The sequence below is a fragment of the Flavobacterium okayamense genome, assembly GCF_019702945.1.
Classification (GTDB): Bacteria; Bacteroidota; Bacteroidia; order Flavobacteriales; family Flavobacteriaceae; genus Flavobacterium; species Flavobacterium okayamense.
Map to the genome: position 1 here is coordinate 612287 of NZ_AP024749.1, position 13102 is coordinate 625388.

The window sequence follows — 13102 nt, forward strand, 5'->3', positions numbered from 1 at the left end:
AATGAGTGTAAAAGCCAAAAAACATTTAGGTCAACATTTTCTAACCGATGAAAATATTGCTAAAAAAATTGCCGATAGTTTAACACTAAACGGTTACAAAAAGGTATTGGAAATTGGTCCAGGAATGGGTGTTTTAACCAAATACTTATTAGAAAAACCCATTGAAACTTTCGTCATTGAAATCGATACCGAATCGGTTGAATATTTAGAAGCGCATTACCTAAAGTTACGTGGAAATATCATTTCTAAAGACTTTTTAAAATACAACTTAAACGAAGTTTTCAATCACGAACCTTTCGCAATTATTGGAAATTTTCCATATAACATTTCCTCACAAATTGTTTTCAAAACACTTGAAATGCGAAACCAAATTCCTGAATTTTCAGGAATGTTTCAAAAAGAAGTAGCCGAACGCATTTGTGAAAAAGAAGGAAGCAAAACTTACGGAATTCTTTCCGTTTTAACGCAAGCTTTTTATGATGCCGAGTATTTATTTACAGTTCACGAGAATGTTTTTAATCCGCCACCAAAAGTAAAATCAGGTGTATTGCGATTAATTCGTAAGGAAAATTATAAATTACCTTGCGACGAAAAATTGTTCTTTTCGGTTGTAAAACAAGCTTTTAATCAGCGAAGAAAAACCATGCGAAATAGCTTAAAAAGCTTCATCCATTCTGATATTTTAAAAGAAGATAGTATCTTTGACCTTCGTCCGGAACAACTTTCGGTTGAAAAGTTTATCGAACTAACTCAAAAAATAGAGGCAAATGGAGTTCAAAATCAGTAGAGAGCTTATTCAAGAACTTGAATTACTAATTCAAGACAATAAGGAGCAAGATGTTTTACACTTGCTTCAGGATATGCACTATGCTGACGTGGCTGAAATTATGGAAGAACTAAGTGATGAGCATGCTATTTATGTTTTCAACACTTTAGATTCTGAAAAAACAGCCGAAATTCTACTTGAACTTGACGATGAAACTCGTGTTAAAATCTTAAAAAGCTTAACTGCTGCAGAAATTGCCGACGAGCTTGATGAGTTAGATACCGATGATGCTGCCGATATTATTGCCGAACTTCCTCAAGCTAAAAAAGAGCAAGTAATTTCGGAGCTTGAAGACGTTGAACACGCTAAAGACATTGTTGATTTATTACGTTACGATGAAGATTCTGCGGGTGGTTTAATGGCGAAAGAGTTGGTTAAAGTTAATGAAAACTGGAATGTTTTAACCTGTGTAAAAGAAATGCGTGCGCAAGCCGAAAATGTTACGCGAGTGCATTCTATTTATGTGGTTGATGATGAAAACCGATTAAAAGGCCGACTTTCACTTAAAGATTTATTAACGACTTCTACCAAAACACCTATTAGCGAGGTTTATATTCCAAAAGTAGACTATGTTAAAGTTGATACTGAAAATGTGGAAGTAGCTCGTATTATGCAGAAATATGACTTGGAAGCTATTCCTGTAATCGATGAACTTGGGAGATTAGTGGGTCGTATTACCATTGACGATATCGTAGACGTTATTAAGGAAGAAGCTGATAAAGATTACCAGTTAGCGGCAGGTATCTCACAAGACGTAGAAGCCGATGATAGTATTTTAGAACTAACAAAAGCACGTTTGCCTTGGTTGGTTTTAGCGCTTTTAGGAAGTTTCATTGCGGTAACAATTGCCAGTAATTTTCAAGAAGCTATAAATAAATTTCCGGTAATTTTCTTCTTTACACCACTTATTGCCGCAATGGCAGGAAACGTTGGTGTACAATCTTCAGCTATTATTGTGCAAGGTTTAGCTAATAACACCATAAGCGGTTCACTTTTTAATCGATTGATAAAAGAATTAAGTCTGAGTTTGCTAAACGGATTAATTTTAGCTGTTATCCTAATTCTTGGAAGTCATTTTATTATAGGAGTTGATTATGAAGTTGGTGTAACCGTTGCGGTTTCATTAGTAGCTGTAATTATTATAGCTGCGCTTGTAGGGACATTTATTCCAATTATGTTAAATCGTTTTGGAATTGACCCAGCTTTAGCAACAGGGCCTTTTATTACTACCAGTAATGACATCTTTGGGATTCTAATTTACTTTACAATTGCAAAAGTTATTTTAGGTTTTTAATTTCCTTTTTTAGCTAAAACTTTAACAAAATATACAGAAAATCTGTATCCCAATTAAGCTTTGTTTAGTTTATTTTTGTTGTTTCCCAACCTTTTGGTCCCAAATCTACTCATATTATAATGTACAACTAATTTATTAATTTAATAAACAATCAATTTATGAGTAATTATTTTAAAATTTTAATCGGTTTTCTTTTATTGTCTTTTGTTTTTATGTCCTGTGAAAATGATATTGACCATCATGATCATTCACACGATTTTCAAAAGCAAAATATTAAAGTTGTCAAGTTCAATAATATCAAAGATAATGGTGTTAAAGAAAGACTTCAAAATCCTAAATTAAATAAAAATGTCAATTGAAGAACAGTTTTTGACTCAATTAACAATTTTACTATTGATTTAGATAAAGGTGTTTTAATTGAAAAAGAAGGGTATGATAGTTATACCTTCAATATAATTAGAGAAGATAGTTTAAGCAACTATTTAGAAAATCTAGTAATAGGTGTATATCCAAATAATGAATATAAAACCTTTTTATACAGATACGAAGTAACTCCAGCTGAAAGAGAAATGATTAAGAATTTTCAATTTGTAGATGTAACACAAAAATTAAATATTTATGTTATTGAAAACACTTCAATTATTTCAGAAATGTCAAATAAGGAATTATATGAACCATGTTATGAAACGGTAATTACACAAGTGCCTTCTTATTATGTTTGTCCAGAAGGAAACCATGATATTACAAATTATAGTGCGTGTCCTTATTATCAAGATGGTAGTGCAACAATAAGGGAAGGTTATTTTACAATAAGTACTTCAATTGTTTCTTGTAATGATACAGGTGGTAGTGATACAGGTAATAATGATTCTACTGCAAGTGGAGATACGGGAACAAATTCAACTTCAGATGGCTCTTCAAATACATCTTCAGGGAGTAATACCAACAACGAAATTACAACCTTGCCTTATGAACCATGTACTGATTGTTTAGAACTGACTGAAGATTTAATTAATTTTATTGCTGAATTTGATAGTATTCAATCAAATTATTGGGATTTACTAACAGATAGAGACAAAAAGAGAATTGTAAGTTTTTTGTTTAGTGAAAATTATTCTGAAGAAGCAAAAAGTTTTTCTAAAGAAGCAATTTTAGCAATTGCAACAGGTGGAGAAGTTGATTTTGCGTTGAATATTATATATACTATTAATAAACCCTGTCAAAAAGAAATAGTTAAAAAAATAATGTCCGTTTCTTCCCCTTTAACTAACTTAATTAAAAATACATTTAATACTTCAGAAAATATCAATGTAAAGTTTTGGAATGGAGATATTTCTTCATATAATTCAAACACTAATGCATATACAAGCCCTATATATAATGGAAATTCAAGTAATTATATTATTAATATAGGCTTTGATGATGCTTTTTTAGATAATTCTACAGATTTAGCAATAGTTGCAGTAACTTTACATGAATTAACTCATGCATACTTTATTAGTCAATATTTGCAAGGTAATTTAAATGCTAATGATTCAGATTATGAAAATTTATTGAATGCTTTTATTGCATTTTATGAAAATGTTTCTCCAGATACCGCAGAACCTTTGGACAATGAAATTCATAATGCTATGAACAATTATATAGATCAAATAGCAAATGGAATTTACAATTATTCCCAACAACAAAATATTGAGAATGTAAGTGTTGATTACTGCATTTTTCTTGCATGGGGAACAATGCATAGTACCGATTTATTTGAAGAAATGTTAACACCAAGTCAACAAGCACTAGCTAATAATATATTCCTAACCGAACAAAACAATCAAGTTTATGATAATGCAATACCAGTCAAAGGAACGCCTTGCGAGTAATTTTCTAAAAATTATTCGATTTTTTACTATAATGATTCTTTTTTTTTCTTGTAATAGAAACTTTGTTAAAAATTCAAATCAAGACGATTATTTAATTGCAAATGATATATTAAAAAATAGAGTATTTAAAAAAATGAAGGAACTCAATTTATATTCCAAAAATAATAATGAATATGTAATATCTGTTTTTGAAAAATTAAATGATTTTTCAAAAAATGAAAACACCATAAAATCTGACAGTATAAAAGCGGTCATAGGTGTTCAAAATGTAAAAGATTCAATAATTGAGAAAATTTTTAATGCAAAGGACTATAAATTTTTAATATCTCAAAAATCAAATTCAAAATGGATAAACAAATATATAAATACCGAAAAAATCAAAACTTCTGATATTCTAAAAAATTCAATTTACATTTCCAAACCAATTTATACCAAAGACAAAGAGATTGCTATAATACAAACTGAAACATCAACTCAAAGTTCAATACTAATTTATATAAACAAAAATAATACTTGGCATTTTTATAAATTAATCTCACCAAGATTTAAGCAACCTAAGGCTGAATATATTAAAAACAAGATTAATTAGTAAAAAACCCGATCACGCAGATTTTTAATCTGCGCGAGTCTAAGTTGAATTTGCACGGAAAACATTTCCGCGCCATCGGATAAATTTGGAGAACATTTAAGAACCATAACATTACCTACTGGTGCAACTAGACAAACAACAACAAATAGTAGTGCTTCTTCTAACGTAAAAACCTGTTTTTAAAATGAAATATTTGAATTTTTTTAAAATAATTTTAGTTTTATTGTTTCTTTTTATTTTATTACCAAATAATAAAGCAATTATTCCAAACATTTTAATGTTATTATCCTCTTCAATGATGTTAACAGGAGAAAATTTAAGTATGTTTGAAGTTAGTATGTCTGTTTTGAGTGTTTTATCGTTAATGTCTATTTTTTTAATTTTTTTAAAAAATAAATTTTTAACCCTTTTTGGAATTTTATTTTTCTGGTTATGGATTTTTTATTTTTTTTTAAATTATGATAGTAATAGATTTATAAAATTTTCTATTCTTTCATATATAAGTTTGGGGATGTTTTTAATTTTGAGTGTATTTATAGTTAAAAGCATTTTTGATAAAAAAAATAAAGCTGGATCTAAAATTTGATGAAGATTTTTATTAAACTAATTGTTTTTTTGATGTTTTGTTTTTCTTTTGGACAAAAGAATACAAATAAAATAAAAGTGTATGTAAAATTAGAAATTGATGACACTTGTTTTAGAAAGCAAAAATTTTTTTCAGAAGAAGAACAAGGAATTATATTTAATAATCAATGCAAATCAGGTGATAGTTTTTTGTTTAAAAAAACTAGTACTTCAGATACAATTTGCATAACTAAATTGAAAAAATATAAAATTTCTTCAAGCGCAAAAATAAAGGAAATTGAGAAAAAGTGGAGAAAAGATAAATTTACTGAAGTTCAACAAAAGAATAAAAGAGAAGGAAGGCTCACTTTACCTTATCATACCTTTGATAAAAATTATATATTTGAAACCTACTTAATTGAAAAAATTTCAGATGATAAATTTGTCGTTTATCCTGTTATTTGGAGAGGTCAAAATGTTAAACAATGAAAAATTCAATTTTAATATTTATCTCATTTTTGTTTTTTACAAATTTTTTATTATCACAGGAAAATACTTATTTTCTTAAAATGGATGAAAATTTCAAAATTATAAAATCTGAAGATGGTAAAAAAGTTTTACAAGCCTCACTTTATGTTGAAAACGGAACAAATTTTGACGTTTATTATTTCATACTTGAAGATTCAAATTTTGTTGAGTTTAAAGAAAATGGAGAAGAATTGAATTTTAAAGGTGCTAAAATAATAGATAAAACTTTTTATAGTAAAATGTCTCCTTGTGAACTTCACTATTTTCTTAGTTCTAATAGAAATTTATATTTAGTTAAAGAAAGTGATAATAAATTTTTTGGCTGGTATTTGTTTTATCAATATACTTCCAAAAACACGATAATATCTGTTCAGACTACAAGAATTTAGTGTTTTATTACTATCACGATTTATTCGGGATATTTTATTTTGTAAATTTGAAACTTCAAAATTTACACCATGCAATACACGTTTTTACCCAATACCCAATTAAAAGTTAGTACGATTTGTTTAGGTACCATGACTTTTGGTAACCAAAACACCGAAGATGAAGCACACCAACAATTAGATTATGCTATAGACAGAGGCATTAATTTTATCGATACTGCTGAAATGTATCCAATAGGTGGAAATGCTCAAATTTTTGGAAGTACAGAGAGGCATATTGGAAGTTGGATAAAAAAAACAGGGAACCGTGATAAAATTGTTTTGGCTACTAAAATTGCGGGTCCAAATCGTGGGATGGAATATATTCGTCAGCCTTTAGATTTTTCTAAAAAGAGTATTACTGAAGCGGTAGAATTGAGTTTAAAAAACTTACAAACTGATTATATTGATTTGTACCAAATGCACTGGCCAGAACGGGTAATGAATATGTTTCAAAAACGTGGTGTGCAAGAATTAGATACACAATGGGAAGACAATATAGTTGACGTTTTACAAGTTTTTGATGGATTAATTAAAGATGGAAAAATTAAGCATATTGGAGTTTCTAACGAAAATCCTTGGGGCGTTATGAAGTTTTTAATGGAAAGCGAAAAACATGGTTTACCAAGAATTGCTACCATCCAAAATCCTTATTCATTATTAAATCGCTTATATGAAGTAGGTTTATCTGAAATTACAATGCGAGAAAATGTTGGTTTATTGGCTTATTCGCCACTTGGTTTTGGTGTTTTAACAGGTAAACATTTAAACGGATTTGAAAAAAACTCACGTTTAGATTTATTTCGAAACTTTGTTCGCTATACCAATGATAATTGTACAAAAGCAACCAAACTTTATAAAGATTTAGCCGAAGCGAATGGTTTATCGATTACAGAAATGGCCATTGCTTTTGTGAACCAACAACAATTTGTGACATCGACCATCATTGGAGCAACTTCAATGGAACAATTAAAAGAAAATATTGATGCATTTTCAGTTCAATTGTCACCTGAAATTATTCAGGAAATAGAAAAAATTCAAGAATTAATTCCAAATCCAGCACCGTAATGAAGTTTACGCATTACAAAAATGCTGAAATTGCATATTCAGATGAAGGAACAGGAAAAGTTGTGGTGCTTTTACACGGCTTTTTGGAAAACAGCAAGATGTGGCAATTTCTTCAACCTGAATTAGTAAAACAATATCGTGTAGTTTGCATTGATTTATTGGGACATGGAAAAAGTGAAAGCATAGGTTATGTTCATACTATGGAAGAAATGGCTGATGCTGTTTATGAAGTACTAACACATTTACAAATTGAAAAAGCTACTTTCATTGGTCATTCTATGGGCGGTTATGTTAGTTTAGCCTTTGCCGATTTATACCCTGAACATATAAATGGGCTTGTTTTACTTAATTCTACATCCTTTGCAGATAGTGATGAGCGTAAGGCAAATCGCGATAGAGCAATTAAAGCAGTCAAACATAATTACAAAGCTGCGATAAGCATGTCGATTGCAAATCTATTTAGTGAAGAAAACCGAGATAAACTTATTGATGAAATCAATTGGGCAAGAGAAGAAGCGCTAAAAACCCCATTACAAGGTATTGTAGCGGCACAAGAAGGAATGAAACTAAGAAAAGACAGAGAAAGGCTGCTTCATAATACTTCGTTCTCTAAATTGCTTATTTTAGGCCAAAAAGATCCTGTTTTAAATTACGAAGAAAATGTTACGCAAATAAATGACACTAATGTTCAACTAGAGACTTTAGCAGATGGACATATGAGTCATTTAGAAAACAAAAAAGAACTTGAAGTTATACTACTAAACTTTCTTCAATCTATTTAACCATTGTATTGTTTAATTTCAACAATATCTGACGGTAAACTAAAGCCTTCTTTTACTAATTTTTCTAATACTTGTTTCATAACTTCGGTTCTAATTCCAGAATGGTAGGTTTTAGAAGTAGAGCTAAAAGTGTCAATCCAAAATAGCACTTTCAAGTTTATTGTACTCGTTGCAAATTCGTCTAATGCAACTGTAGGCTTTTTTTCACCATCAATAACACCCTCAACACTTTTTACAGTTTCTAAAATAACATTAATTGCTTTAGATATATTACTGCCATAATCTAAACCAATTAAAAAATCGTATCGTAAAAAACCATCAATAGTAAAATTAAACAAGGGGTTTTTTAAAATTTGCCCATTGGGTATAAACACATCTTTCCCGTCAAGTGTTTTAATTCTAGTTTCTCGAACCGATAAATCTACAACATATCCTGTTATACCATTCGACTCTATTAAATCATTAATTTTAAACGGACTTTTAAAGGCCAGGATAATCCCCGCTAAAAAATTTTCTCCAATATCTTTAAATGCAAATCCAATAACAAAAGTTAAAATACCAGCACCTGCAAGTATGTTTGAAGTTAAGTCTTTAAACCCAATTATTCTAAGAAAAATCACCAAAGAAATTAACTTTATAGAGATACTAACGATTTGAGAAATTAAAGTTTTTGTTAATGCCGCTTCTGGTTTATTTTTTATTCTATTTTCAATTAAAACTTTCACTTTATTAGCAATAAAAAAACCCACAACTAGTATAATTATCCCTATTACAATTGATGTAAGATTGTTTTCAATTTTTGAAAAAATTTCGATAAAACTTTCTTTTAAATTTACCATTGTATTTGCTTTAAACTATTTCAACAATATTCTTAGATTCATCCAAAATATCATTAATTAATTTTGTTAGTTCTTCTGTAAAGTTACTCAATATTTGATTATCAATTCTTCCTTGTCCTTCAATTTGAAAAGGAAGAAATCCACATTTAAGATTTTTAAAGGATATTATTCCCGCTTCAATGCCTTCATTAGGTAATCCAAATTTATCTTGGTACATTAATGCGTAACAAAGCAGTTGAATTACTTTATCGTTCTTGATTTCGCTTGTTAAACCTTCGAAACCTGATGTTTTTAAATTACTTCCAATAACTTTACCGGTTTTGTAGTCTATAATTCGGATAATTCCATTTCTTTCTTCTATTCGGTCAACTTTACCAGCAATTTTAACAGGATAAGACAACGCTTCGTTTTGAAGAATACATTCTAAACTTGCTTCTGTTTGCAAAACTTTTATCGTCTCACCATTTTCAATTGAAGCCTTTTCCTGTTTCAAAAAATTAAAAATATTTCTTTTTGCTACTTCAAAAGCAATATAGTTTTTCCCTCTTGTAATATTACCTTCTTTATATGTTTCTTTGAATCTCTCTAAAACAACACTATTAATATTTTGAAACATCTCTTTGTTGATTTCTAAAGTCAATACGTGTCCTAAATAAGGTTCATATAGCTTTTCCAAAGAATCATGTATAATTGTTCCAAGAGTATTTACAGCAATATTTTCTTCAACATCATCAGCTTCGTTTATTCTTAAAATTCGTTGAAAATAAAATTGCATGGGATTTCTAATATAACTTGTTAATGATGAAGGAGAAAAGCCTTTTTCTGTAGCAATTTCTTTTAAACGCAAAAGTAAACTCTCAGTTTTTTGAATTTCCATTCTATCGTATGACTTCTGAGGTAAAACCGCATTATAACTTAATGTTTCAATGCTATGGCTTGACAATTTTTCAATTTCTAATTGCTGTAAAAACCTACTTTTCTCACCAGCATCAATTCCTTCACTATCCGTATTGTATAATAAGAAAATATTTTCTGCTCTAAATAATAGATGATAAAAATGGTAACTATAGATAGCGTCTTTCTCTTTATAGGTAGGCAAACCCAATTCTTTCTTTATATCATAAGGTATAAAAGATTGTTGCGATTTACCAGATGGAAACTTACCTTCATTAACTGATGTAACAATAATGTTCTTAAAATCTAAAACCCTAGATTCTAAAACACCCATTATTTGAAGTCCAGAGAGTGGTTCACCTTCAAATGAAACTTCTGAAATATCTTGAAGTTGTTTATAAAGAGCTAACAATGAATCAATTGAATCAATTCGATTGTATTTACTATTATAACTCTCAATTTTATTTACTAGACTATATACAGAAAAAATAAAGGTTTTATTTAGTTTCTCAACATCTTCATTTGGTTGCAAATAATATTTGATCTTCGATAATATTAGTTTTAACAGTTGTAGAATATCACAAGTACTATAATTTATCCAAGGTTTTAATAGTAATTCAAACAACTCTTCGTTAATGTAGCTTTCAGCTTTTTTGAGTTTGGTTAATGTGTTATAATTGAAAAAAGTAAAATTATTATTTCTAATTTTTTGAATTATGTTTTCACTTTTAAGATAAGGTTCAATTAATGGGTGATTAATAACTGAAATAACATCTTTATAATAAAAGATATAATTTGACTCGCTTCTTTTTAAAGCATTGTAATGAAGCTTTAAGATGTTTAAAACTAATAGGTTGGCTGGATTATTCTTAGTAGGATAACCCATTGTAATATTTAAACTATCCGCTTCATTAGGTAATGAGTTTAAAACGGGTAATAATAAATTTTCATCACCTAAAACAATAGCACAATTATCTAGTTTTTCTCCATTAGACAATAAATTTTCAATGGTTTTACCTACAATTTTCGCTTGTCCTATTGATTTAGGTGTACCAATAATTTGAATTGATTTTTCTTTTTGAAATTCTTGAGAAATCCATTCAAATGGTTTAGTGTAAAATGTTTTCCAATCTTTTTTATATCGTCTTATAAAAAGACCTACATCATGATATTCATTATTTAAAAAGTATTCATCAATATCCCAAAAAACATCTGCATTATTAAATTCATTTAAATGCAAAATAATCTTCTCTTCAGCATCATTCAAGGCATTAAATCCGACAAAGTAGAATTTGTTCTTGTTATTTTCTTTTGAAAATAAACTCAAGTTCTTAACAGCTTCTCTGTAAATTAACCCTTGGTATCCAATCTTCTTATCTAGTAATGATAAATATAATACTTCATAGTACTTAGGTAATAATTGCCAAAATTTCAAATGCTTATCAACTAAATCTGTTTTCTTATTTGGTTGGACATTCCATCGTTCCAATGCTTTAATTTCAGTTAAATAAGTAAAAACATTCTTTGGAGAAATTAGATATCTATCAATTTCATTAAAATCTTGAATTGCAGTTTTAGCCCATGAGGAAAAAAGATCAAATGATTGAGCTTCTTCTTTATCAGTTAATCTTAAATAAACTTCATAGAACTCAAAAAGGATTTCTATAGCATCAACAGATCGTATCTCAGAAATTTCTTGAATTAATTCTTCAATACTTATAATATTTGGAGAAAACAAGGAAACATTAGAAACTTTTCTAATTTCATTTAACAAAAAGACCTTAGCTCTTTTATTAGGTAAAACTACTGTTGTATTCTCAAGTGAATTATTGTTTCGTTTTAATAATTCAATAGCAATCTGCTCTAAAAATGAAGATTTATTCATTTTATAAAAATAAAAAAAACGTCCCGAAAATCGGGACGTTTTAAATATTTATTTAGTGTAAATTATTTTACTAATTTAACTTCAACTCTACGGTTGTTAGCTCTACCTTTAGCAGTTTTGTTAGTATCGATTGGATACTCTTCACCAAAACCTGTAGCACTTAATCTTGTAGCGTCAATACCATTTTCAATTAAATAAGCTTTAACAGCATCAGCTCTTGAAGCAGATAATTTCTTATTGAATTCTGCAGCACCTTGGCTATCAGTATGTCCTTCAATAGAGAACTTAGAAGATGGATACTCTTTTAAGATAGCAGTAATAGCTTGTAAAACTGGCATTGTTTGTTTTTGGAAAGATGATTTACCAGAATCAAACAAAATTGTTTTAGCATAATCATTTAATTTTTTCATTGCCTCTTCAGAAACTTCAGGACATCCGTTATTAGCAACTGTACCAGCAACTGTTGGACACTGATCATCTTTATCAGCTACACCGTCACCATCTGTATCAGGCCAAGGACAACCATTGTTTTCTTTTGGACCAGCAACGTCAACACAGTTATCATCTTTATCAGCTACACCGTCACCGTCAGCATCTGGACAACCATTCATGATTTTTGTACCAGCATCATCAGGACAAGCATCTTCTGAATTGATGATTCCGTCACCATCGTTATCTGGACATCCATTTAATTCTTTGCTTCCTGCCTCTTCTGGACAAGCATCATCTTTATCTGCAATTCCGTCACCATCAGAATCAGGACAACCTTGGAATTCTTCTAAACCAAATACATCTGGACAAGCATCATCTTTATCATAGATACCATCTCCATCTGTATCTTTACCTCCAAATTTGAAAGTAAGACCAGCCATGTGTTGAATATGAGTTGGAACGTCTGCATCAGGCATTCTCTCGTCATCAAATGAATATTTAAGAGTAGATTGTAATTGTAAACCAACTTGCTCAGAGAACCAGAAAGTTAAACCTAATCCACCATTTACAGTACCTGCAGAAGCATCACCAACAAATTGGTAACCTCCTCCTAAGTTTAATGAAGGATCAAACCATTTTGTTCCTATCATATCCATAAAGCTATACTTAACCATAGCATCAATACCATAGTAAGATAAATTTCCTGGATTGTAAACTGAATATTGATGTGTTGCTTTTGTTCCAAATTCTGGATTATCAAGAACAACCCATTTGTCAATTTTATTAACTGAAGCTGTTAAACCTACTGAGAAACCATCACCCATGTGTCTAGACACGTTTAGGTAAGAAACAGAAGGTAAAATATTCCAGTTTCTATCAGCGTTAACTAATTGTTCAAAAATTAATTTGTCGTTACCGTACATACTAATTTTTGTGTCGACAGCATTTACACCAAATGATACTGCCCATGGATTGTTGCTGTCTTGCGCTTGAGCTGATAAACCAGCAAACATTAAAGCAGCAGCAAAAATTTTAAGATGTTTCATACTTTACTAAATTTAATTACAATGCGTTATAATTAGCACAAATGTAGGGTTTTTTT

General features: G+C 29.5%; 13 protein-coding genes. 10 read left to right on the forward strand and 3 right to left on the reverse strand.

The window, feature by feature from the left end; genetic code table 11:
* Position 1: 1 nt before the first annotated feature.
* The 10 genes from rsmA to KK2020170_RS02790 all read left to right on the forward strand — a co-directional run bounded on the left by rsmA (position 2) and on the right by KK2020170_RS02790 (position 7950).
* Positions 2-787 (forward strand): 16S rRNA (adenine(1518)-N(6)/adenine(1519)-N(6))-dimethyltransferase RsmA, encoded by a 786-nt coding sequence (gene rsmA, locus KK2020170_RS02745; RefSeq protein WP_221259276.1) that lies wholly within the window; start codon positions 2-4, stop codon positions 785-787.
* Positions 768-2120 carry a magnesium transporter gene (gene mgtE, locus KK2020170_RS02750; protein ID WP_221259277.1) on the forward strand — a complete coding sequence of 451 codons (1353 nt, stop codon included), beginning with the start codon at positions 768-770 and terminating at the stop codon, positions 2118-2120. Before rsmA ends, mgtE begins: the two co-directional genes overlap by 20 nt.
* Before the next feature lie 158 nt (positions 2121-2278).
* Positions 2279-2479 (forward strand): hypothetical protein, encoded by a 201-nt coding sequence (locus KK2020170_RS02755; RefSeq protein ID WP_221259278.1) that lies wholly within the window; start codon positions 2279-2281, stop codon positions 2477-2479.
* A gap of 210 nt (positions 2480-2689) precedes the next feature.
* Entirely contained in the window at positions 2690-3994 is a 1305-nt protein-coding gene (locus KK2020170_RS02760) for a hypothetical protein (protein WP_221259279.1), read from the forward strand.
* A 133-nt stretch (positions 3995-4127) separates the two neighbouring features.
* Positions 4128-4583 (forward strand): hypothetical protein, encoded by a 456-nt coding sequence (locus KK2020170_RS02765; protein WP_221259280.1) that lies wholly within the window; start codon positions 4128-4130, stop codon positions 4581-4583.
* Between the two features lie 193 nt (positions 4584-4776).
* Positions 4777-5169: a hypothetical protein gene (locus tag KK2020170_RS02770; RefSeq protein ID WP_221259281.1), complete on the forward strand. Its 393-nt coding sequence runs from the start codon at positions 4777-4779 to the stop codon at positions 5167-5169.
* Positions 5169-5636: a hypothetical protein gene (locus KK2020170_RS02775; RefSeq protein WP_221259282.1), complete on the forward strand. Its 468-nt coding sequence runs from the start codon at positions 5169-5171 to the stop codon at positions 5634-5636. Before KK2020170_RS02770 ends, KK2020170_RS02775 begins: the two co-directional genes overlap by 1 nt.
* Entirely contained in the window at positions 5633-6064 is a 432-nt protein-coding gene (locus tag KK2020170_RS02780) for a hypothetical protein (protein ID WP_221259283.1), read from the forward strand. Before KK2020170_RS02775 ends, KK2020170_RS02780 begins: the two co-directional genes overlap by 4 nt.
* 69 nt (positions 6065-6133) lie before the next feature.
* Positions 6134-7168 (forward strand): aldo/keto reductase, encoded by a 1035-nt coding sequence (locus KK2020170_RS02785; protein ID WP_221259284.1) that lies wholly within the window; start codon positions 6134-6136, stop codon positions 7166-7168.
* A complete protein-coding gene (locus KK2020170_RS02790; RefSeq protein WP_221259285.1) occupies positions 7168-7950 on the forward strand; it encodes an alpha/beta fold hydrolase in 783 nt (260 codons plus the stop codon). The genes KK2020170_RS02785 and KK2020170_RS02790 overlap by 1 nt, the downstream gene beginning before the upstream one ends.
* Here KK2020170_RS02790 and KK2020170_RS02795 read toward each other — a convergent pair.
* The 3 genes from KK2020170_RS02795 to KK2020170_RS02805 form a co-directional block, all read right to left on the reverse strand.
* The gene (locus tag KK2020170_RS02795) at positions 7947-8789 is read right to left on the reverse strand and encodes a mechanosensitive ion channel family protein (protein ID WP_221259286.1); all 843 of its coding nucleotides are present in this window, start codon (positions 8787-8789) and stop codon (positions 7947-7949) included. The two genes, KK2020170_RS02790 and KK2020170_RS02795, sit on opposite strands and share 4 nt — an antisense overlap.
* Before the next feature lie 10 nt (positions 8790-8799).
* A complete protein-coding gene (locus KK2020170_RS02800; protein ID WP_221259287.1) occupies positions 8800-11568 on the reverse strand; it encodes a PD-(D/E)XK nuclease family protein in 2769 nt (922 codons plus the stop codon).
* 62 nt (positions 11569-11630) lie between these two features.
* On the reverse strand, positions 11631-13046 hold the full coding sequence (locus KK2020170_RS02805; RefSeq protein WP_221259288.1) for an OmpA family protein: 1416 nt from the start codon (positions 13044-13046) through the stop codon (positions 11631-11633).
* Positions 13047-13102 lie beyond the last annotated feature (56 nt).